Origin of the sequence: Vibrio cholerae, assembly GCF_008369605.1 — a bacterium.
Taxonomy (GTDB): Bacteria; Pseudomonadota; Gammaproteobacteria; order Enterobacterales; family Vibrionaceae; genus Vibrio; species Vibrio cholerae.
This window is the reverse complement of sequence record NZ_CP043554.1, coordinates 1,269,385-1,292,892: the sequence shown is the minus strand read 5'-3', so window position 1 is coordinate 1,292,892 and position 23,508 is coordinate 1,269,385. Positions and strand designations below refer to the sequence as shown.

At 47.2% G+C, this 23,508-nt stretch carries 19 protein-coding genes; 10 read left to right on the top strand and 9 right to left on the bottom strand.

Annotated elements, in window-relative coordinates:
- Positions 1 to 17: 17 nt before the first annotated feature.
- Positions 18 to 1,394 carry an MATE family efflux transporter gene (locus F0316_RS06145; protein WP_149560304.1) on the bottom strand — a complete coding sequence of 459 codons (1,377 nt, stop codon included), beginning with the start codon at positions 1,392 to 1,394 and terminating at the stop codon, positions 18 to 20.
- Between the two features lie 127 nt (positions 1,395 to 1,521).
- On the opposite strand from F0316_RS06145, the gene F0316_RS06140 reads away from it, so the two are divergent.
- The gene (locus F0316_RS06140; protein WP_095471011.1) at positions 1,522 to 2,958 is read left to right on the top strand and encodes a DUF2867 domain-containing protein; all 1,437 of its coding nucleotides are present in this window, start codon (positions 1,522 to 1,524) and stop codon (positions 2,956 to 2,958) included.
- Between the two features lie 87 nt (positions 2,959 to 3,045).
- On the opposite strand, the gene F0316_RS06135 is transcribed toward F0316_RS06140, so the two are convergent.
- The 3 genes from F0316_RS06135 to rsuA form a co-directional block, all read right to left on the bottom strand.
- Complete coding sequence (locus F0316_RS06135; RefSeq protein ID WP_000024969.1) at positions 3,046 to 3,705, bottom strand: DUF2913 family protein; 660 nt, start codon at positions 3,703 to 3,705, stop codon at positions 3,046 to 3,048.
- Complete coding sequence (locus F0316_RS06130; RefSeq protein WP_000108086.1) at positions 3,705 to 4,910, bottom strand: Bcr/CflA family multidrug efflux MFS transporter; 1,206 nt, start codon at positions 4,908 to 4,910, stop codon at positions 3,705 to 3,707. Before F0316_RS06130 ends, F0316_RS06135 begins: the two co-directional genes overlap by 1 nt.
- A 319-nt stretch (positions 4,911 to 5,229) precedes the next feature.
- Positions 5,230 to 5,925, bottom strand: a complete 696-nt coding sequence (rsuA, locus tag F0316_RS06125) for a 16S rRNA pseudouridine(516) synthase RsuA (protein WP_001897241.1) — start codon at positions 5,923 to 5,925, stop codon at positions 5,230 to 5,232.
- Positions 5,926 to 6,058: 133 nt separating this feature from the next.
- Between rsuA and F0316_RS06120 the strand changes: the two genes are divergently transcribed.
- The 5 genes from F0316_RS06120 (at position 6,059) to rplY (ending at position 10,985) form a co-directional block, all read left to right on the top strand.
- Positions 6,059 to 7,843, top strand: a complete 1,785-nt coding sequence (locus F0316_RS06120) for a DEAD/DEAH box helicase (RefSeq protein ID WP_142728319.1) — start codon at positions 6,059 to 6,061, stop codon at positions 7,841 to 7,843.
- Positions 7,844 to 8,113: 270 nt separating this feature from the next.
- Entirely contained in the window at positions 8,114 to 8,515 is a 402-nt protein-coding gene (locus F0316_RS06115; RefSeq protein WP_001165432.1) for a PepSY domain-containing protein, read from the top strand.
- Positions 8,516 to 8,526: 11 nt separating this feature from the next.
- Positions 8,527 to 9,186, top strand: coding sequence for a response regulator transcription factor (locus F0316_RS06110; protein ID WP_000699609.1), 660 nt, complete (start codon positions 8,527 to 8,529; stop codon positions 9,184 to 9,186).
- A complete protein-coding gene (locus F0316_RS06105; protein ID WP_172625969.1) occupies positions 9,176 to 10,549 on the top strand; it encodes an ATP-binding protein in 1,374 nt (457 codons plus the stop codon). Before F0316_RS06110 ends, F0316_RS06105 begins: the two co-directional genes overlap by 11 nt.
- Before the next feature lie 157 nt (positions 10,550 to 10,706).
- Positions 10,707 to 10,985 carry a 50S ribosomal protein L25 gene (gene rplY, locus F0316_RS06100; protein WP_000667185.1) on the top strand — a complete coding sequence of 93 codons (279 nt, stop codon included), beginning with the start codon at positions 10,707 to 10,709 and terminating at the stop codon, positions 10,983 to 10,985.
- Between the two features lie 149 nt (positions 10,986 to 11,134).
- Here the strand turns inward: rplY and F0316_RS06095 are convergent, their stop codons facing one another.
- A complete protein-coding gene (locus F0316_RS06095) occupies positions 11,135 to 11,908 on the bottom strand; it encodes an EAL domain-containing protein (protein WP_000547547.1) in 774 nt (257 codons plus the stop codon).
- Positions 11,909 to 11,999: 91 nt separating this feature from the next.
- Positions 12,000 to 12,401 (bottom strand): ribosome recycling factor family protein, encoded by a 402-nt coding sequence (locus F0316_RS06090; protein WP_001143312.1) that lies wholly within the window; start codon positions 12,399 to 12,401, stop codon positions 12,000 to 12,002.
- 274 nt (positions 12,402 to 12,675) lie between these two features.
- Between F0316_RS06090 and F0316_RS06080 the strand changes: the two genes are divergently transcribed.
- Entirely contained in the window at positions 12,676 to 14,382 is a 1,707-nt protein-coding gene (locus F0316_RS06080; RefSeq protein WP_033837520.1) for a methyl-accepting chemotaxis protein, read from the top strand.
- Positions 14,383 to 14,769: 387 nt separating this feature from the next.
- Positions 14,770 to 15,960 carry a DUF3103 domain-containing protein gene (locus tag F0316_RS06075; RefSeq protein WP_149560302.1) on the top strand — a complete coding sequence of 397 codons (1,191 nt, stop codon included), beginning with the start codon at positions 14,770 to 14,772 and terminating at the stop codon, positions 15,958 to 15,960.
- A 116-nt stretch (positions 15,961 to 16,076) separates the two neighbouring features.
- Here the strand turns inward: F0316_RS06075 and F0316_RS06070 are convergent, their stop codons facing one another.
- On the bottom strand, positions 16,077 to 16,685 hold the full coding sequence (locus F0316_RS06070) for an HAD family hydrolase (RefSeq protein WP_149560301.1): 609 nt from the start codon (positions 16,683 to 16,685) through the stop codon (positions 16,077 to 16,079).
- Positions 16,686 to 16,855: 170 nt separating this feature from the next.
- Positions 16,856 to 17,020 carry a hypothetical protein gene (locus F0316_RS06065; RefSeq protein WP_057567726.1) on the bottom strand — a complete coding sequence of 55 codons (165 nt, stop codon included), beginning with the start codon at positions 17,018 to 17,020 and terminating at the stop codon, positions 16,856 to 16,858.
- 229 nt (positions 17,021 to 17,249) lie between these two features.
- Between F0316_RS06065 and F0316_RS06060 the strand changes: the two genes are divergently transcribed.
- A complete protein-coding gene (locus F0316_RS06060) occupies positions 17,250 to 19,013 on the top strand; it encodes an SgrR family transcriptional regulator (RefSeq protein WP_057567727.1) in 1,764 nt (587 codons plus the stop codon).
- A gap of 80 nt (positions 19,014 to 19,093) precedes the next feature.
- Here the strand turns inward: F0316_RS06060 and vesC are convergent, their stop codons facing one another.
- Positions 19,094 to 20,740 carry a GlyGly-anchored extracellular serine protease VesC gene (gene vesC, locus F0316_RS06055; RefSeq protein WP_149560300.1) on the bottom strand — a complete coding sequence of 549 codons (1,647 nt, stop codon included), beginning with the start codon at positions 20,738 to 20,740 and terminating at the stop codon, positions 19,094 to 19,096.
- 327 nt (positions 20,741 to 21,067) lie between these two features.
- Here vesC and F0316_RS06050 point away from each other — a divergent pair, with 327 nt between their 5' ends.
- Positions 21,068 to 23,488 (top strand): M9 family metallopeptidase, encoded by a 2,421-nt coding sequence (locus F0316_RS06050; RefSeq protein WP_149560299.1) that lies wholly within the window; start codon positions 21,068 to 21,070, stop codon positions 23,486 to 23,488.
- Positions 23,489 to 23,508 lie beyond the last annotated feature (20 nt).

Below are 23,508 nucleotides of genomic sequence, written 5' to 3'. Positions count from 1 at the left end.
AACCGAACGATGGGTGTCTAATTTTCAATCAAATTCTTCATCCACTTCTTGCTTTTCATACGGTGTAGTGAACCAAACCACTTCACCGCTTCTTCAGTCAAAAACAGCAGGTAAATCCACTCCGGTTCGACCTTTAACACTAGCGCAGCAAAGGCGGCTAACGGGATACCAATACACCACTGCGCGACGATGTCTTGGCCGAGACAGAATTTTACATCGCCGCCCGCGCGCAACACGCCAACGATCGCGGTCATCGGGAATGAACGCAGCACGATGCCTAAGCACAAGATCAGCATGAATTTTTCTGATAACTCGCGCGTTTCAGGTGTTAACGCCGTAAACGCACCAAGCACCGGAATTTGCACCAGATACAGACCAATCGCGACAACAATACCGACCAGCACACTGCATGTGGTTACACCTATCGCTTGGTAGTACACCGCTTCATAGTTTTTCGCGCCAAGTTGATTGCCCACCAAGACTGCAGCCGCAGTAGACATGCCAATCAGTAAACTCAGGGAAATCGATTCAACCGGCGTCATGACGGATAGCGCAGCAAGCCCCTGAACCCCCGTCTGCCCCATGATAGCGTGGTAGGTAAATAAACCGGCAGCCCAGATCAAAAAGTTAAAGGTGGTGGGTAATGACAAACGCAGAAAACGGCTAATTTTCGGCCAATCGATGACCGCTTTGATGTCCTGAAGACCAAAGGCAATCAAATGTTTTTTGCCATACAAGTAACTGTACAAACAAGCAATTTCAATCGCGCCACTCAACACGGTGGCAATCGCCGCCCCTTGAATACCCATCGCTGGGAATCCAAATTTACCGAAAATTAAGATCCAGTTCAGTACCACGTTAGACACAATGCCGATACCGCTGAAAAACGTGCTTACCCCGGGCTTGTGCATCGCGCGAAGTCCGACTGCCATACTGCTGACACAGGCCACCGCAAACATGGTGAACGAGGTGATGATCAGATATTGACTACCCAGCGCATTAACTTGCTCGGAATCGGTGGTTAACGACATGATTTGCTGTGGGAAAAACAGGAACAGCAATACCGTGAAAAAGGCAAAGAAGTTAGAGACTAACCAAGTCAGTGCCGTACTTTCACGCACACCTTTGCGATCGCCCGCGCCCCAATATTGCGCCGTGAGCAGTGCGCCGCCTGTGGTCACGCCCACCAGCATGATCGTAGTCACAAAGGTCGCTCGTGCCGCGACACCTACTGCGGCAATTTCGGCCTCTCCCAGTTGTCCGAGCATTAGCACATCGACCAAACCGCGGCTGGAGAACATGATATTTTGTAGCGTGATCGGCAGAGCAATCGCGATCAAGCGGCGGAAGAAATCCCCTCTCATGTGGGATAAAACTTGAGAGACAACAGACACAGTATCACTCCAAAGTGTGAGGACTCCCTATTACCTGTTAAGGTTAAGGACAGAGTAGGCAGAAAAAACAGCCGCTATTATACTCACGCACGCATAAGCACAACAAACGATTAAAAAGGACCGTCGGATGAAAAAGGTATTAGTGTTAGGTGCATCAGGTTATGTAGGGGCGCAGTTGCTGCCACTGCTACTGAATGCGGGATACCATACCACGGCCGCCTCTCGTCATATCGAGACATTGCATGCGCGCTTGCCCACTCATCCCAACTTAACTCGGCTCACTCTGGATTTAGCGGATCGTCAGAAAACGCTCGCCACCATCCCCAATTATGATTTGGTCTTTTTCTTGGTTCATGGCATGGCGCATGGCGGGGATTTTGTCGATTACGAGCTTTCATTGGCACAAAACGTAAAAGACGCGCTCGATCTTGCGCATAGCCAAGTACAACATGTGATCTATTTAAGCTCGCTCCAACCGGAGTCTGGTCGCTCCCCTCATTTACAAGCGCGTTACGCTACTGGGCAGATACTGCGCCAGTCACGGATCCCGATAACGGAGCTGAGAGCGGGGGTTATCATCGGCCCTGGCTCGGCTGCATTCGAAATCATGCGCGATTTTGTCTACAACTTGCCAGTACTCATTACGCCTAAATGGGTTGACTCCCAAGCCAATCCGATTGCTCTAGCTAATCTCAACACCTATTTACTGAAATTTGCCGAAGAGCAGCCAAAGATGCATCAGACGTTTGAGCTTGGCGGGCCTGATATTCTAAGCTATCGCGAACAGTTTCAGATTCTGTGTGAATTGACCGGGAAACCCTATCGCTTATGGTCGACGCGCTTTCTCACTCCAAGCATGGCTGCACGCTGGCTCGGTATGGTGACTTCGGTGCCAAGCTCAATTGGACGCTCGCTGCTGGAAGGGTTAACACATGATTTTATTGCCGACACCCAAGCGATTGAAGCACGCTATCCACAGCCCTTGATCGCCTATCGAGAGGCGGTCAAAGCGGCGATCAGCAGTGAAGGAACCTTTGTGCGTAGCCAAGTATGGGGATTTGACCCTCACGCGATTGTCCGTTGGCAACCGGGTTTTGGTTATTACCCCAAGCAAGCGGGGGCCAGCATCGAAACCGAGTTAAGCAGCTACGAGCTGTGGAAAGTGATCCGCACCATAGGCCGCCGCGATCAAGGGTATTTTTTTGCCAATATTCTGTGGCGTACTCGTGAATGGTTGGATGTGCTGTTTGGTGGTGGTAAGCCGATTCGTCGCTATCCCGCTGGTGCTGAGCTCGCAGTGGGAGATTATATCGACTCTTGGAAGGTGATCCGCTGCCAACCACAGCAGTTTTTGTCCTTACTGTTTGGTATGAAAGGCCCGGGGCTAGGACGTTTGGAATTTACCATTGATGATTTGGGCGATAAGCGACGCCTGAATGTAACGGCGTGGTGGCATCCACAAGGTTTTCTCGGCTTGATGTACTGGTATGCCATGATGCCAGCGCATCTGTTTATCTTTCGTGGCATGGTAAAAGCCATCATAAAAAAATCCCGCCGAGATTAAGCGACGGGATGAGGTTTTCCTGCAGTCAGGCTTTTGAGCGCCGTTTTTCAAACTGATCTAACTGAGCTATTTAGTTAGCACGAAAAGTTAGTTAGCACGAAAAGAAATCGGAATTTCCGCCAACTGAGTACCTTGGTTGGCGGGGAAAATCAGGTACTCACCATGGTATTTCACATTCGATTTGTAATCGGTTTGCTTGTGTACCATAAATCCCGCCGCAAAGGCTTTCTCAATAAAGCCAGCGTGGTGACCGCGCACAAACCAGTTCATTGGTTTCACTAACCGTTCACCATCAAAACAAGCTTCACACTGCACAGAGCAAAGAGCCAATGAATTCTGGCCGTCAGTAAAAATCTGCACTTTTCCTGCATTGACTAACGGCTCAGAGGTGGAAACTTCCCAACCTGCTTGCTCCATCTCATCCAAAAACGCTTCTATTTGTTTATCCGTGATCGGTGTGTGCTCTTGCTCTGCAAAAAAATGCGCGTAATACGCGGAGATGCGTTGAAAGGTCGGTAACAGTTGTGATTCTGTTCCTTTTGAGCGCCCCGCTTTCTGCCACTGAGTTAAATCATCACCCACGCAGCGGTGAAAACGTTGTGCTTTCAGCGCTTTCGTCACCCAATGCACTAAAAAATGGTTGTTAGCCACTGGCGCATTGGCAAGCTTGCCCGCTTTATGTTCGGCCTCTAATTCTGCCAGTGCAGTATTGACCACATTTTGAATTTCTAAATGGTAATTCGCCATTACGCTTTTCTTCCTAACGTCCAGTAAAAGGCACCTGATAACACAGAACAAGCCGCCATCACAAATATCATTGGCCATGTTTCAGTACCCGGCAACGCTGCCACGACAGCGCCGATGATTGAGCCCGTACCAAAACGCAATGTGCCCGCTAATGATGATGCGGTTCCCGCCATACGCGGGTATTTACTCAGCAACAACCCCATCGAGTTACTGCCAATGGTTGAGATTGTACCGACAAACAACACCACGAATGGTACGGTTCCCCATAATCCCCAATCCAGAACCCAGCTAACAAACAGACCAATCCCCGCCATCAACTGTAAAAAGAGTGCGAAGCGTAGCATGTTGTGTGAGCCGATTTTTTTGACAAAACGGCCATTGATCGTGGTCAGCGCAATCATCGCGACAATATTAAGGCCAAACAGGTATCCGAAACCGTCTGGGCTAACACCATAAATATCGATGTACACAAACGCGCCGGCTGTCAAAAACGCGAACATACCCGCAAACGAAAATGCGCCAGAGAAAATCAGCCCCATAGCTACAGGGTTTTTGCACAAATCAAAATAGTTGCGCATGGTGCTACGAAAACGCAGCGGCTGACGATTTTCAGGGCTCAGCGTTTCTGGGATTTTCCACATCACCATCGCGATAACGAGTGCCGCAAACAGCGCCAGCACCCAGAAGATAGAACGCCAGCCAAACCAAATCGCCAAGTGCCCGCCAATCATAGGCGCAACCAAAGGAGCCAGCGTCACCACTAAAGTGACAAACGACATCGCCCGCGCAAAATCTTCGCGGTCAAACATATCGCGTACCACCGCTTGAATGACCACGGCCGCCGCCGCACCCGCAAAACCTTGCGCGGCACGAATGTAGGTTAAGGCTTCAATACCATTGGTCGTCGCGCTCACCATAGCAGCAATACCAAAGAGGAAGATACCGCACAGCATCACCGGACGGCGACCATAACTATCGGCCAGCGGACCATGCAGCAATTGGCCAATGGCAAAGCCTGCCGTATAGGCAGTTAGAGTAATCTGCACCGCACCAGCGTTAACGCCGAAATCACGGGCAATGGTCGGCATGGCTGGCAAATACATATCGATCGCCAGCGGTGTCAACGCACCGAGCGCACCGAGCACAATATAAAGCAACAAACTCATTTGCGGTGTTTGTTGGGTATTCACGGTTGAGGTAGACATACTTCTCCGTAGAGTTAAATTGGGTTTTTCGCGTACCACCATAAGTGTATGCGAATTAGAGATTGCTTGATGAGGCAATAAAACGTGGGAGGACTTAACGCTTAAATTCAGCGCTAAGCCCTATCGGTCTATACCCTTCCTACTTGAAGCTGCAGCGATGTTGGCTACGTTCGTTCACCTCAATCACATAGTCTCTCTATGCTGATGGGGACTCACTTGCCGCCTACCTGCAACTCCAAGTTGTTTGGGTATATGATCTTAATAATCGCCGCGATTAACTAGTGCTAATTCAGAAACAATCTATTTCCTAAATCTTGGTTTATTTCCAGATTGAGGCCACTTCTTCTTCCGTCAAATAGCGGTATTCCCCCGGTTCAAGGGTTTCATCTAAGGTAATCTGACCAATGCGTTCACGATGTAACCCTATGACTTTGTTACCTAAAGCGGCAAACATACGCTTCACTTGGTGATACTTTCCTTCATGGATGGTCAATAGCACTTCCGTTTCACTGATCACCTCCAGTTGCGCAGGCAAAGTCAGCTCACGTTCACCACGCAATTCAATACCTCGGTTAAATTGCTCTGCGTAATCAGCTTGAATGGGATCCGCCAACCACACGCGGTAGGTCTTCTCGCACTTATGTTTTGGTGATGTGACTCGGTGCGACCATTGCCCATCATCAGTGATCAGCAGTAAACCTGTGGTATCGACATCCAAGCGGCCTGCAAAGTGCAAATCTTCAACATTCACTTCATCAAGCAAGGTAAACGCCGTTTGGTTAAAACCATCTTCATGTGAACAGACCACACCATCCGGTTTATGCATCATGATGTAACGCGGGCCATGCAACGTAATTTCACGGCCTTGCCACTCAACGCACGACGTCTCTTTGAGTTTGAATGCACCACTTTTTTGCACCACATCATCGACGGTCACTTCACCACTTTTGAGAAGTTGAGTGGCCTCTTTGCGCGTTGTACCGAGCGCATCACACAGGAATTTGTCTAAACGCATGCTTACCTCATCTGCTGGAAGTCGGCTATTATACAGACCTCACACAATAATTACCCAGCGCAATTGTTTGCGGCCGACATCAAACGATGCAAAAGCCGTCAATTGCCCAGATAACCTCGGTAACTCCCAGCGGATGTATACGTTACGACCTTATCAAGCCGACTCAGTGAAAGCCGTCGTGCACTATTTTCGCCAGCACTCTACCCCGGCCGTGATTGTGCTCCCGACCGGCGCAGGAAAAAGCTTAGTGATCGCAGAGCTTGCGCGCCTTGCCCGTGGCCGCGTATTGGTGTTGGCCCATGTCAAAGAGTTGGTTGAGCAAAACCACGCCAAATATGAAGGCTATGGCTTAACCGGCGCGATTTTTTCCGCAGGCTTGGGGCGCAAAGAAACCGATCAACAAGTGGTGTTTGCCTCAGTGCAATCGGTGGTGCGCAACTTATCCGAGTTCCAAAATCAGTTCTCTCTATTGGTGATTGATGAGTGCCACCGCGTCCCCGATGACAAAAACAGCAGTTATCAAAAAGTGATCACCCATTTGCTGGAACTCAATCCGGGCATGAAAGTGCTCGGACTGACCGCAACTCCCTATCGGCTCGGGATGGGATGGATTTACCAGTATCACACCCGTGGTTTAGTGCGCAGTGAAGAGCCGCGTTTTTTCCGCGACTGTATTTTTGAGCTACCCATTCACTATTTATTGGATGAAGGTTTTCTCACCCCCGCTCAATTGATTGATACCCCCGTCATGAGCTATGACTTTTCGCAGTTGAAACCGGCCAATACCGGGCGCTATCGTGAATCAGAACTCGATTTGGTGATTGAGCAGTCACAGCGTGCCACTCCGCAAATTGTTGCCCAGATCATCGAGCTTGCCAAAGCGCGACAAGGGGTGATGATTTTTGCGGCGACCGTGCGTCACGCCGAAGAGATCTACCGTTTACTGCCTACCGAGCACGCTGCTTTAGTGATCGGGGATACCCCGACGCCAGAGCGTGATCGCATTATCCAAGCGTTCAAACAGCAACAGATTAAGTTTTTGGTCAATGTTTCCGTACTCACCACCGGATTTGATGCGCCGCATGTCGATTTGATTGCGATTTTAAGGCCAACGGAATCGGTCAGTCTCTATCAACAAATTGTCGGCCGCGGGCTACGCCTTGCGGCGGGCAAATCCGACTGTTTGGTGCTCGACTATGCGGGTAATCAGTACGATCTGTATCAACCTGAAGTGGGCGATCCGAAACCCGATTCAGACAGCGAAATCATCACCATTCCCTGCCCCGCTTGCGGTTTTAACAATAACTTCTGGGGCAAGCTCGATGCGAACGGCTTTCTGATTGAGCACTATGGCCGCCGCTGCCAAGGCTATTTCACCGATGATGAGACGGGTGAGCGCGAGCATTGTGGCTACCGTTTTCGTGCCAAATACTGCAATGAATGTGGTGCGGATAACGACATCGCCGCTCGCATCTGCCATGAGTGTGACGCCACGTTAGTGGACCCCGATAAGAAACTCAAAGAGGCACTCAACCTGAAAGATGCGCTGGTGTTTGAATGTACCGACATGAGCCTAAAAGTTCATAAAGACGCCAAAGGGAAAAGCCAGCTTCAAGTGACTTACCACGGGCAAGATGCGGTGCAAGTACACCAGTTTTGGCCACTGAATACGCCGCGCCAAAAGCAGCAATTTCACGACCAATTTGTACGTCCACATCTGGCTGACAAACATCGGCCTTTTGAGGCAGCAACGCCCGCCAAAGTCGTGGATCATCAGCACCGTTTTCGTCCACCCCTGTTTGTGATTGCGCGAAAATCGGGCCGCTTTTGGGCCATTCGAGACAAAGTATTTGCCGATGAGTTCGCCTCCCCAACCGACGTTCACTTATCAAACCGAGCTTATACCCTTCCTACTTGAAGCTGCAGCGGTGTTAGCTACGTTCGCTCACCCCAATCACATAGTTTATCTATGCTCATGGGGATTCACTCTCTTGCCGCCTACCTGCAACTCTAAGTAGTTCTGGTATAGACAAACCAAAATTAGACAGAGAGTGGGAAAGGCGAGACTAGGCAAACCCAAAGCAGACGTTCATCATTTAAACCATAGCGATGGGGGTTTCACAATTCACTTTCTGTTCATTTTTATCTCGTTATACTCGGCAACAGATTCAACATTCAGGTATTGACTATGCAGATTTTTCGTATGCAGCAAAGACCGCAAGCCAGCCTCCTACTCCTATTGTTGTTGCTAGGGTTTGCACTGCCCACTCACGCTGATAACAAGGTGCGAGACTGGGAACAAGGCTCGTATCGTGAAGGGACGCAAATTGAAATTGATGAAGACCAAGATGACGTTTATCGCGCCGTCCAAAAAGGGTTGATTCGTCCTTTTGCCGAACTCTATGCCACGGTCGATCAGCAGTTGAATGGGCGTTTGATCAAAGTCGAGCTTGACGAAGATGACGATGAGTGGATTTATGAGCTGAAATTGGTGTATGACAATCAAGTCTTTCGTGTCGAATACAACGCCGCTACGTTGGAGCTGATGTCCATTCGCGGGCGTAATGTGATTCGTGCCATCAAAAAATAATCGAGCAGACCATGAAAATATTAGTTGTTGAAGATGATGTTCAGTTAGGCCAGCAGATCCTCTCGGCATTAGAGCAAACAGGTTGGGTTCCCGAACTGGCACAAGATGGTATCGATGCCTTATACCGCGCCACCGCGGAAGAGTGGGACGTCATCGTACTCGATCTCGGCCTACCGAAATTGGATGGTTTGACCGTACTTAAAGGCATTCGAGACGAAAACATCAACACTCCTGTGGTGATTTTGAGTGCACGCGACACCCTCACTCAACGGGTCGAAGGTTTGAATGCAGGAGCGGACGATTACCTCACCAAACCCTTTGAAATGGTTGAGTTGATTGCTCGTATTCGCGCCCAACTGCGCCGTGCGTCTGGCAATGCCTCCCCGGTGATGCAAGTCGGTGACCTGAGTTTAGATACGCGCACTTCCAAAGTAATGTGGCAAGGGCAAGCGGTTAGCCTCACCGCCCTCGAATATAAAGTGATCGCCTATTTCATGCATAACCCTGAGAAAGTAATTTCACGCACTGAACTTGTCGAACATATCTATAAGCAAGATTTTGACCGCGATTCCAATACCATTGAGGTATTCATCGGGCGCATTCGTAAGAAAATTGCGCCGGATGTGATCAAAACCGTGCGCGGTCTTGGGTATCAGCTGCATGCCAATTAAATCTCGGGCGTTACGTCATCTCAGCCTAAAGACCCGCTTGCTTCTTGCTGCGGCACTATGGCTAGGCGCGATGATCTTGGCCGCCGGTTATTTGATCCCCAATCTCATCCATCAATATTTGCTGGAAGATGTGCAAAACCAGTTGCAACTGTCGATGGATGAGATCACCGCCAACTTGGAAGCCAATCCACAAGGACAATTAACCCTCACCACTCGACTTGCCGATCCCCGTTTTACCCAGCCTTATAGTGGCCTTTACTGGTCAGCCACTTTAGGCGATCAAACGCTTCGCTCACGCTCGTTGTGGGATCGCTTTTTGACCGAAGAAACCCATGTTCACGGTACGATTTATCTTGGCGCGAAAGAGGAATCGTTAATTGTATTAAAGCGTACGGTTTATCTGCCCGAATTTTCACAACCCATCACAATCACGATAGGCTTAGACGATGCCCCGCTAAAAGCCACGCTACAGCGCGTGAGCAAAGAGTTGTGGATGATTCTGGCTCTATTGTTCAGCGGAATACTCGTTTTAACCGGCGTACAAGTGACGTGGTCACTCCGCCCACTTTCGAAAATGCAGCGCGAACTCTCAGCCTTGCGAGATGGCCAGCAAAATGCGTTGAATGGCGATTACCCACAAGAGATTTCACCGCTAGTCAATGATCTCAACGCTCTCCTCTTTCATTACCAAGAGCTGCTTGAGCGAGCCAGACACCATGCGGGAAACTTATCCCACGCATTAAAAACACCACTTTCTGTGCTCAAAAACGAAGTCGCTCAGTTGAATGATGCCCAGCTCAGAAGCCAGTTACAGCCTTCTGTTGAGCAGATCCAGCAGCAAATTGACTACCATCTAGGGCGTGCTCGTATGGCGGGTTCCGCCAATATTCTTTCGGTCAAAACCGCACCCAGTGCGCGAGTCGATGCTATTTCACAAGCATTTGATAAGGTTTACGCTGAACGTGGAATCACCTTGGTGAATGAGCTGGATTCGGACTTAGAAGTGGCCGTTGAACCGACTGACCTAGATGAAATGATCGGTAACCTTCTGGAAAACAGCTACAAATGGGCCAACAGCTTAATTCGTGTACACAGCCAAATACTGAGTGACGATTGGGTACAGATTTGCGTGGAAGACGATGGCGCAGGCATCAGCGCAACGAACCGCGAAAAAGCCCTCAAACGCGGAGTGCGCTTGGATGAAACCACGCCCGGCACTGGGCTTGGACTTAATATTGTGAGTGAAATGGCGCACAGTTATCGTGGAGCATTGGCTTTGGGAGAGAGTCAGTTAGGCGGCTTAAAAGCCACACTGACCTTAAAACAACTCACTCGCCCTGCCAAAGCCGTCAAATCCTATTAAATGCGGTGCAAAAACGGATTTTCAGTTGCCCGAGAGAGCAATGAATGCTAGTATCCGCGCTCGTTTCTGACCCTCCTATAGGTTTGGAAACTCTACGACACGGGCAAGGTCGCATTGCCCTGTCACTCTGTTTTTTACTAATTTGAGAGTAAATACTATGAAATTCGAAGCAGTATTACGTACTGATCTAGGTAAAGGTGCGAGCCGCCGCCTACGTAACACTGGTTACTTCCCAGCGATCGTTTACGGTGGTGAAGCAGCTCCAGTTTCTATCTCACTGAACCACGATGACGTGATGAACCAAATGGACAAGCCTGAGTTTTACGAAGCTATCGTTCTGGTTATCGACGGCCAAGAAGTGAAAGTGAAGCCTCAAGACGTTCAACGCCACGCGTACAAGCCAAAAGTTGAGCACATGGACTTCATCCGTATCTAATTCCCTACCAAGGAATTACTCGGATTAAATCCAGCCTTTTGCATAAATAAGATCATCGGCATTACCAACCGAGAAATCTAAAAATTCGAAACCCCGATAGCTACCAACTGTCGGGGTTTCACCGTTTTAGAACCAATCTAATTTACAATTCACGCTTCGCTGAACTCAGGATTGACACTTGGTAGGCTCTCAAAGCCGGGCTTTGCAAAATAATAGCCTTGCATTAACTCAACGCCTGCCGCTTTTAACCAAGCAAACTCAGCATGACTCTCCACACCTTCAGCCAGCGGTTGAATATTTAAATCACTAAACAGCTTTAAACAGTTTTTCATGATCGACTGACGAACCTGATCGGCATGGATATTTCTAATCAACCCCATATCCACTTTTACAATATTGGTTTGAAAATCAGCCAATAAATTTAACCCTGAGTAGCCAGAACCAAAATCATCAATTGCTGTTTGAAAACCCAAAGATTTATAGTATTCGACAATCCTTTTTATGTGATTAACATCTTCTACCCGCTCAGCCTCGGTAAATTCGAACATAATATTTTCGATCGGAAACTGGTAACGTTTCGCGGCCTCTAACGTAGTACGAATACAACGCTCTGGCACATAAATAGCGTTGGGGAGAAAGTTTATACTTAATTTACTGGTCAGTCCTAACTTGGCGGCAAGAGCAATCGCTTTAACTCTACACATTTGATCAAATAAATAGCGATTATCTTCATTAACTCTTGAAATAACCGAATAAGCCGATTCGTTATTTAAACCTCGCACTAAAGCTTCATAGCCAAATATTTCTTGCGTTCTGCAATTTACTATAGGTTGAAATGCCATAGTAAAATCAAAATCGAGCGAATTTTCATTCACACCACATGAACAAGTTTTGGGATCTGACGCCACAGGAATAATATGCATTTGACTATGCCTTAATTATAGACTCATTAAAGACTAGTTATATTCGACACATAAAGCAAAGATTCTATTGAATCTTACTTCATCAAAAGGGTCACTCAAAGCTCTCCTCTGCAAAACGAGCCGCTCGCGCCTGCATCAAGCTGCAATGTGTAGCTGCCATGAGTTCCGCTAAGGTTATGGACGGATTTTGCTGAACTAAACGCTGCAACTGGACTTCGATGGATTCAATCTTGTCGCTCGGCAGCCTTAAACCGGCTTCCACGCGTCGAATCAGATATTCAGCAACTTGATATTCGGTCTGCTTGATTTGGAAAACAAAATTCTGCATCGAGGCAGCTTCACCTAATAACTGCCAATTTCGCGAGCGACGAATACGCTTTAACTCGCAATCAAAAGTCTGTGCCTGCAGTTTCAATCGCTTAACGGTATCGCTACCTATACGATGAATCAAAGAAGGCAAAGTAATGGCTATCGCTTGATCGGTTGTTGGCATCTCTCCACTCCAGTTATTAAGGTTCTCTCAAATACGTTCTGGATAGTGATGATAATTAACATCAATATACCAAGAGCATTCAATGGGTATTTTATAACAGTGGGTTCATTTTCAGTGTCTGATATTGTCAGTAGTCCGTCATCCTTGTGAATATCATCCGTAAAAATCATGATCTACTTATCATAACGTTATGAAATTCAATCAAATTATCCAGTTTGGACCATACTCAAATCAGTATAATTTCATTAACTTTTTACTTTTTGTCGGGGGATGGATGATGGTATCCAATCAACATAACAATTCTCATCGTACAATAATAGCGGGCACTACAAACTCACTGCATAGCGTTGGCCTACGCTTAAAACTGATCGTGGTGCTGATCGTGGTTTCCATTCTTTTCTTGGGTTTCAAAGGCTTGACAGGCATGCAAAGTGCTTCAGATTCGATTGAATCGCTTTATACAAAAGGAATGCAACATACGATTCGTGCTGGACGCATATTGGATGAATTAGGCAGCGCGCGCAGCCAACTGCTATTAGCTTTCCAACATGACCCATCCTCCAAATACGCGTTGATGCATGATCATCCGATCACAATGCACGTCGAAGGTATCCAAACATCGCTGACCAATTTGCACCGTATTGTGGATAACGAAATATTAGCTACCGTATTGGATACTCAAGAAAAAACCGTGATCCAAACTTTGAAAGAAAAGCTGGATCAAGTCACTCGTCAAGGATTTGAACCCGCTCTCCAACAGCTCAAGGCTGAAAAATACGATGCGGCTAACTTAATTCTGCTCCAAGTCATTAACCCTCTTTATAACGAGATCAAAAAAGCGGCGGAAGCCTTTCTCGACATTCAAACCCAAGAAGGAAAAAATAACTTTTCTGCCTCTCAACACGAGATTAACCAATTTATCTGGATGGTCAGCTTACTGGGTGTTTTTGCCTTGATAGTGACTACCAGCTTAGCACTACTGATTGCTAAGCGAGTCAATAATGCAGTGCATCACTTAGCAAGTTCTGCCACCCATATTGCCGCTGGCGATCTCACTCAACGCATCCCCGTCACTGGGAACGATGAATTTTCGGATATTGCTAAATACGTCAACCGAATTGTAACGAGCTTTCAAGAAGTCATTAGCAGTAATCGCCACTCAGTCTCTGCTTTAGCGACGGCTGCCGAGGAAAACGCGGCCGTTGCGATGCAAACGAAGCAAAATATCGTCGAACAGCAGTCGCAAACACAGCAAATTGCTGCCGCAATCCATCAGTTCACCGCCACCGTACACGAAGTCGCGCAAAGTGCAGGCCTTGCTGCAGAAGCCTCTGAAGAAGCAGAACAAGCCGCGATGCAGGGACGCAAGGTCGTTGAGGAAAATATAGCGATGATTGAAGGGCTATCCAACGATTTACAAAAGATGCTTGCCGCCATGCAGTTACTGGCCAAAGATTCAGAAGACATCGGCAGTGTTGTGGATGTGATTCAGAGTATTTCAGAGCAAACCAATTTATTGGCGCTGAATGCTGCGATCGAAGCCGCTCGTGCGGGTGAACAAGGACGCGGATTTGCAGTCGTCGCCGATGAGGTCAGAACCTTAGCAAGCCGCACCCAAGAATCGACGAAACAAATCCTACAGACAGTGCAGCGCTTACAGCAGAGCAGTCGAGATTCGGCGAATTTAATTGAACAAGGGGTTTCTGGAGCATCAAAAGCCGTTGAAAAAGCACGTTTGGCAGGGACGGCGCTGTCTCAAATTACGGCTAACGTCGATCGTATCTCGACCATGAACACGCAAATTGCGACGGCGTCAGAGGAGCAAAGTGCGGTGACTGAGGAGATCAATAAAAACATCATCACCATCAGCGAAATCTCCAACCAAACCGCGTTGGGAGCACAACAAAGCTCTGAAGCAACCTTGGAGTTGGCAAGACTCGCCGAGAGCATGCAACAGGAAGTCGCGCGTTACAATGCCTGACATATCCCAAAACGACTTGGAGTGGCAGCGAAACGAAAAACGAGTTTATCCTCATCAACATCTCAAACGATGTGATTAGGGTGAGCGAACGTGCGAACACTGCTGCTTCAAGTGGGGAGAAATGCCTTAAATAGGTTTACGTGATGCTAATTGCTTGAAACAGAAGATAATTCGACGTTTAACCAAACTTTGACAACTCTAAAAATCATTCACCCGAGCACAGTAGCACTTTATGCTGCGATCTCACCCTTATGTTGCAGAATTTGATCTTGAGCCACAAAGATAAATCTGCTGAATAGTTTCTCTCTGTGTAACGTGCAAAGCGTGGTAGTTTGAGCCCAATAGAGCTATGGCTCTATTCACTACAACAAGAAAAAGGGTTCACCTATGCATAAACCACTCTCCATAGCAGTGCTTCTGACTGTTGCACTGGTTGGCTGCCAATCAGAAGAAACACAAAGCAACACCGGACTAACAGCGCAAGCGAAGGCGGATGCCGTCGTTGCACAAAAGCGTCAATTGGCGGAATCCTTCAGCCAAAACTATGCCGCTTACGCGCACACACTCAAAACACAAATCAGTGCAGATAATTTGAGCATTTCAGTCTCTGAACTGGTGGAATCCGCGCCAAATACTGAGATGAGCCAACAATTACGCTCTGCAGATAAGAATGTGCGCACCTTAAAAGGTATTGACCAGTTTACAGAGCAACTTCTGCAACTGCGTTTGGCCGATGCTTCGATGCTCAAAGAGTGGCAAGAAGGACAAAGTCCGCTGTTTGCTTTTGAGCCGAGTGGTAACGATGATAGCTGGCAATACATTGAAGCTTATGATGTGTATGGCCAAATCCACCAACTCGATGTCTACCAATTACCAGATGTTCCCGTCTTTGTGGTTGATAACGACAGCGCCGTCGAACTCAAAGCGGGTCTGCAAGCCATGCGTGCGGAAATGCAGCGCTTAGGGCAAAGTCCACAATTGTCTACGCAAGAGAGTAGCTCAATTGAAGCATCGACACGTTCTTTGAGTCGCTCTGCATCCGCCGATACAGCGCCCATTTCCACCACTGTTTTAAAGAAAATTCGTCTGCAAGATGACAAAGAACCTTGGATTTCAGGCCGTGCCGAAATTTATGCGCTAGTCACTGGAGTTGATCCAAGCCGCGATAAACCAACCATTGATCTGATTGATATGCCTTATCTGGATTACGATAAGCAAGATTATTTCCCGAATCAGGTAGTCATTCACTGGACTCGCTATCGCTGGGGTGCTGCGGACATGATCCTCATGGAGCAAGATGATGGCACGGATTATAAAGAGCTAGCGAAACAACTGGTGAAAGTGGCGGAAGAGGTACTCAAACTTATCCCTGATCCTGAAGTGCAAGGCTACGCGATTATTGCGCAGATCACGGGAAAAATTATCGAGGCCATTCCCGATGGTGTCCTTGTAAATGATGACGACTTCGTTGATGTGTTTTATACCCTAATGCAAGACACACAATACACCGATCATCCGGGAGCCAACGGCAATGCAACGGCAACATTTGAGCCTTTGACGATTTATTCGACGAAATAGCCACAAGACAAACAAACACATAGGGCAGGTTTTTCACCTGCCCTATTCATTGCGCTAACCAAACGGCTTGACGTTACCACATCAAGTATTCATCTTTTTAGCCAAAGTGCTGACCTTTAAAAGTGCAGCCCCATTTGCGCTAGCTGTACTCTTGCTTGGTGCGCATCAACAAATTGAATGGCATGAAATCCTTGTTGGCGCGTCCCCTCGACATTGGCTGGCATATCATCCATAAAGACACTTTCTTGCGGGAGAATGCGCTCGGAGTCTGCCAGATGCTGGTAAATCGCCGGATCAGGTTTAAGCAAACCACACTCACTCGACACTACTGCGCCAGTAAATTTGGGCCAAAAGCCATATTGTTTTTTTAAGTAAGCGACAATCTCGTTCACATTGTCGGTCAACGCGTAGAGGCGATAACCTGCTTTGAGGAGATCATCCATTAATTGCAAGGTTCCGGGCAGCAAAACTTGGGTATTTTTAATATGGAAAAAGAGTTGTTCTAGAGTGTCAGAGGAAAGTCCTAATTGCTGATGGAGTGCGCGTTTCACTTCCGCTTCAGTGTATTTTCCTTTATTCAAATCGCGCCAGAACTCACTTTTAAATACAGCCGTTGCCATGAAGGCACTCTCTTCTCCCTCACCAAACGTCAGTTGGGCAATGTCTTGCGGTGCCCATTTTACAATCACATTACCAACATCAAATACCACATTACGGATTGCCATCACCCTCTCCTATTCATTGAGTGAGGGAAAGAGTTTAGCGAACTCAGCTGTACATTATTGGCTATGTGCTCACAAAGTCACCCTACGCAGGTAGTAAAGAAGCAGCACTTGCGTATCAGCTTGGGGGAAGCGTCAGGAGCAATAGTGCAAGTGCTGCGGGTTTTATCTCGTTATGGGGTTGATGATTTGGGCTGTTCTGGCTCAGGGGGCGTTTGAGTAAAGAGCAACTCAAATAACGCAACCAACGCCATTCGCTCAATCACACTATGAGTTTGCTGCAGCCGTTGTTGATAGTAGGCGGCCATCGTCTGTTCGTTAAGGGGTGATATGAACATACTCTGCACTCCTTGTTGTGTTGATGCTTTTATTGTCATCCTGATTAAGGAAACAAAAAAGTGAGCGATTTAAATCACTTTGCTCCGCATTACACCGTTTTACGCAGAAAATTGGGGATTTCGCACTGAGTGGTCGAGAAATGAGGAACAAACAACCCGTAGGTTTTCACCATTAACTCCACCTTTTTTCACTACAATAGCCGCAGATGAGCTAAGCGTTGAGGTAACCATGTCTGATCTCAATTTATTGCGCTATTACGCTAGGCTGACTCCCTTAGGTGTGGGTCACGATATTAAAACCACTTTGCCTGAACTGGCGGAGCGACTGTTTACGAGTCCTCGTCACGCAAGAAATTTGCTGGTGCGTTTGAATCAATTGGGTTGGTTAACTTGGACACCGAAGGCAGGACGACATCACCGCTCTTCATTATTGCTGCACAGAGAACTTGAGCCACTCAAGGAGCAACTGGCGGCCAAACGAGTACAGATCGGTAAATACGAACGAGCATTAGCGATTTTAGATAACGATGAGGTCGCTTTTGCCAAACTGTTAAAGAAAACGTCTGGTGCTACGGTACAAGAAGGACGACTGCATATTCAGCTCACTTATAAGCGTCCGTTTGAACCGCTGCTGCCCCATCTTCCTCAGCGAAGTAGCGAGCGTTTTTTGATCCGTCAGATCTACAGTTGTTTGGTCAGCTCTGATGCTAATGGCCATGTACACCCCGAACTGGCGCATCATTGGCATTATGATCCGCACACTTGGCAATGGACGTTTTATCTGCGACCCGAATTAACCTTTCATAATGGTGCGCCGCTGGATGCCAATACCATTGTCAGTCTGTTTGCTAAACTCTCTAGCCTAGAAACACACCGTGCAGAGCTGGCACATATTAGCGATATTAAAGCGCCAACCCCTTTTCAAGTGGTCTTCAACTTAGAGCGCCCAGATCCGGGATTTGCAGGGATGATTTCTGGCGTGAAATACGCCATTCAACCGGTCAGTCAATTGAATTACAGCCAATTTCATGAAGGACAAATTGTTCCTGTGATCGGTTGTGGCCCTTTTGAAGTTCAGGAACACACCCGCAATAAACTCAAGCTCAAAGCATTCAGTCAATTCTACGGCTGTCGAGCCTTGACCGATCGTGTGACCATTTGGCAAGTCGATGAGGAGCGTTTAAGTCGCCCACTCATTGAAACTAATCAGCCGGAAGCCAATACGACCAGCCATCATCAAGTCTCACTATCAGACTCGCCTCATTTAACCTCTGCCGCCCAACAGCAAAGCCGCGTCGAAGATGGGTGTTTAATGGTGCTGTTTAACCAGAGAGCCAAGCAACCGTTGGATCAAGCTCAAGCACACCGACTCAGCGAGCTACTCAATCCAAACACGATTGAGCAAGATATTCGCTGTCACGGAGTGATGTTTGGCGTCGAACCCGCGCACAACTTGCTGCCAAGCTGGCGCGCTGTGTTGAAATCTCCAGCTCCGAAAGTTGCGCTTCCCACGCAGTTGACCTTGGCCTTGTACAACTACACCGCATTACAGACCTGTGCCCAAGCGATTGCCAGATTGCTTGCAGCTCAAGGCATTACATTAAGCATTCACACTTACACTTATCGGGAATTGAATCAACGTGCGCTCAAGGACGAGCTGGATGAAACCTTGGTACTGACCAACATTAATTTGGATGACAACTGCCACGCTTCCGCTTTTGCTATGTTATTCAGCAACCCGATTCTGCATGCGTGCGCCAGCCAAGATGAGGTGATATGGCTGATGCAGCAATTAAATGCCGTACGTGAGCAAGCGCAATTACCTCAATATCTCGATCAACTGGAGCCGATTGCTTCACTTCTGGTCAGTGAATCTTGGCTGGCGCCTCTTTTCCACCATAGACAAACCTTGCGTTTCCACGGTGTATTACATGATGTTGCGCTCACCAACTGGGGTTGGCCAGATATTCGCAATGTGTGGTCGGCGGACTAGCTCTCCCAACGATTTGCCAAAAACGACAAAGCCAACCTATCACGGTTGGCTTTGAGTAAACAAAATTGGTAATCGATAGATCAGACGCGTTGACGGCGACGTAACCAGCCACAACCAAAGAGGAGAGCTAAGGCAGCCCCACCTAGGCTACCGCCGCCACTATCACCGATACGAATATCAAGCGGTGGAGGTAGATCAAAGAATTTTGGATCGTAGCTTATTTGGCTCAATATGGCTCGACTTTGGTCATCAGTACTACCGCTATGTCTTCTGTATACAAATCGAACCTTGTTACTCGTACCATACATATCAAGTGTGGCTAGATTTTCCGTGTTGTTAAAGTATTTACCCTTAAACTTATCATTCACGTAGACAAATAGCTGATCGAGAACTTCACTTGACGACAGTTTATAGTGGAATTTGAGTCTACCTTGAGGTAGGTTTTCCAACAAAATTACAGACTCTTCTCCAGCTGGTAAAGCTGAAGTCTGCAGACCATTACCGACAACCGTCCAAGGGTGATCATTCACGTGGGTATTATGGACAGGTAAATTCGCTAAAAAGCTTACTGTTTCTGAAGGCGCAGCGTCCAAAGCATCAAAATAGAGGTAGGCATGAACAGCACCCGTCTTATAAGTACTTGATCCTATTATCAATTTCACATAACTCTGTTTATGTTCAGTAATATTATAGCTAAACTCAACGTCACAACTCGCTCCTGAAGCTAACACTCCTGTACAGCTATTATTCACAATCGCAGCAGCGTCTGTTCTAGAAATGCCAACAACAAAAACAAAGGTATTGCCCAAGTTGATGTCAGCATTACCGTTATTCGTAAAAGTTAAATTATGAGTATACGAACCTGGTCTTACTACTCCTAAGTCTCGTTTTTGGCGATAGGATAGACCTAGTTGCTGATCATCTAACCAATCATTAAAAACGCTGAGGTTAGTATAAACACCAGGACTATTGGCTCGACCACAGCCATCCCCCCAGCTAACAACGCCCATCTGCTTTCGACCATTGTTGGAATCAAAAAAGATAGGGCCACCGCTGTCACCGGAACAAGCGTCTTTGCCAAACGAACCGGCACAAAACGCGTTATTGGTTAGTTTGGAGTAATCATCTTTAGCGTCCTCATCACTTCCTTTTGTTTTACATTCTGGGAGTGGAACAAAGGGGACCTGTACTTGGTGTAATATGGTTGCAGGATCGGATTTCTCACCATCGACTTCTTTACGCTTACCAAAACCGATCACCGTCATTGGCGAATCTTTTGTCAACTCATTGAAATCCGATGAATCTGAAATTTGCACAGATCTTCGAGGTAAGGGATCCCGTTCCAATTCAAGAACAGCAATATCATTGCCCATTGAAGCATCGATATAGCTATTATGCACATAAATTTGTCTGACATGAATTCTCTCTGCAGTATTAGCATCATTCATGTCAAAAGCACCGAGCAGTACATCCCCCTTAGCAGGATCTTCTTTATCCACACAGTGCGCAGCAGTCAAAACATAACGACCACCAAGATAACTACCACCACAAAAAACGTGGCTACTATTTCGAGCGGTTAGCGCAACCATATAAGGCCATTCGCCTGCAGTCGCTTGTTCTCCACCAATAATACGGCTAGAGACTCCGGATTCCGTTCCAGAAGCACTGAACTGAAAAGATGTAAAAAGAAGTGTTCCAACCACTCCTGATAAAAATGTTTTGTTCATAGATACCTCTGATAACTCCCACCCAGACTATTGATGGGAACGGTACCATATCATGGAAAAATAAAATGTAAAGCAATGTGAATAGAACATTTCTATCTATTGCAGAGTATGAACGGATTTCACACTAAATATCCTCGAATTATTAGTGATTTATCACTAAACCATCCAACAGAAAAATGTATAAAAAGTGACCTCAATTCATTAAATTAGAATAAAAACTCCATTTATTGAATAAGCCTCATAATTCATACGCATCAGATTTTATTGAAACCAAGAAAGACCTTATAAACCACAGCCCAAATATATTCATCATAAATAGGTTTTGCAGTGTCTTTTCAACAACGTATCCAACATCACCCCATTGCTTTGGCGTGCGTCATCGCAGGTCTTTCTTACTCCTCCTATTCACAAGCAGCTTGTGAGATACAAGATTTACAGCCCGCGCGCGATCTTCCTGCGCAAATTGCCGCGGCTACACAAGCTTGTTACAGCTCATGGTTTTACGCACCAACGGCAACCTTGGATAACCTCTATAGCGAAGCTTCTCTAGCGCATTTACAAACTGTGCTCGATGCTGAAATTGCTCGCTATACTGGTGAAGCGCAGCAAGCTCGTCGCTTGGAAAACTATGGTGAGTTCATTCGCGCAGCGTATTACGTGCGTTATAACGCTGGGCGTGAACCTTATTCTCAAGCACTCAGTCAACGCTTTGCTCAATCGATCGACCGCTTTTTACGTCATCCGCATGCTTTTGACCAAGGCCGTGAACAGGTGGGCGCAATGAAGAGCCTAAGTTTAATGGTGGATAACGTTAAACAGTTACCGCTCACTATGGATGCGATGATCTTAGCTCTGCACCGCTTCACTCGAGAAACGGCGCAAGATACACAATGGGTCGATGGTTTAAATAACTTATTCCGTGCGATGTCTGGCCATGTGGGTAACTCGGAGTTTTACCGCTACTTAGCCGCCAACACCCAACATATTGATACCTTGTATCGATTCGCTCTGGACAATGAGTGGGCATTAGAAACCGACGCTGAGTTTTTGGTTTACAACGCTCTGCGTGAAACTGGCCGCTTATTGATTAGCCCAGATGCCATTACCAAGCAAAAGGCTCGTCATGTGATGCGACAAGTGATTGCTCGCTATCCTTTAGGGAGTAAACACGACAAATTGTGGTTAGCTGCCGTTGAGATGTTGCACTATTACGCACCTGAGGTGCTGCAACAGCTCGGTATCGATCTTGATGCAGCGAAGCGCGATTTAGCCGCGCGCATTTTACCAAACCGCTTTGAATGCCAAGGCCCTGCCATTATTCGCTCGCAAGATCTTTCCGATGCGCAAGCCGCGCAAGCCTGTGACGTATTGGATAAAAAAGAGCAAGATTTTCACCAAGTGGTAAATACGGGATTGGCACCGGTCGCCGATGATTACAACACTCGTGTTGAGGTGGTGGTGTTTGCCAATAACAGCAGCTATGTCAATTACTCCTCGTTTTTATTTGGCAATACCACCGACAATGGCGGGCAGTATTTAGAAGGCAACCCTGCGGATCAAAACAATCAAGCCCGTTTTGTCGCCTATCGTTATGCCAATGATGCGGATTTGTCGATTCTCAATTTAGAGCATGAGTACACTCATTATCTGGACGCGCGCTTCAACCAGTATGGTTCGTTCAGTGATAACTTAGCCCATGGTCATATTGTGTGGTGGTTAGAAGGTTTCGCGGAATATATGCATTATAAGCAGGGCTACCAAGCGGCGGTTAAGCTGATTTCTCAAGGTAAATTGAGCCTTTCTGATGTGTTTGCCACCACCTACTCGAATGATACGAACCGCATTTATCGCTGGGGCTACTTAGCGGTACGCTTTATGTTGGAAAAGCATCCACAAGACGTGGAAAGCTTGCTGGCACTCTCTCGTACTGGGCAGTTTGATCAGTGGGCACAGAGTGTCAAATTACTGGGTGAACGCTATAACACCGAGTTTTCGGCGTGGCTGGATACATTGCAACGCGATAATCCAGATAATCCAGATAATCCAGAACAGCCTACCCCAGAACCGAATGCGGTCACTCAGTTAGCGGCCAATTCGTCCTTAACACTGACAGGAAAGGCGTACAGCGAGCATCTGTTCTATGTGGATGTGCCAGAGTACAGCCGAGAGTTCCACGTTCAGATCTCCGGGGAGGGAGATGCCGATCTGTACATGAGCTACCAGCAGGTTGCCCATTACTATGATTATCAGGTAACGGAATTTACCTATGGCAGCAACGAGCAAATTACCTTCAAACCTGAGCAGAATGGTTACATCAAACCCGGACGCTACTATTTAAGTGTGACAGGACGTGCGGATTACTCAGCAGTCATCCTCAACACACACCTAGTCACTGAACAGCCTAATGAGCAACCGACTATCAAAGATGATCTTGCTCCTGTGCTTTTAGAAGCGGGTAACAGTCAAAGCCTTACCGTGCATCGACAACGTTACGTCGCCATCTACGTGCCAAAAGGCGTCAGTGAAGTACAAGTATGGCTCACCGCTTCAGAACAAAACCGAGGCAATGTCGACCTGTTTGCAGCAAAAGCGTATTGGCCAACTCGAGAGCAGTTTGAGCACGCCTCAACTGGTGCGGGCAGTCATGAGTATTTGCGTATTCCTGTGAAACAAGAAGGCTATGTACACTTTTCGTTAAACGCACAACAACTCGGCGACACGGTCGAAATGGTGGCCTATTTCGACTGATGATACGGCGTAATCGCCCT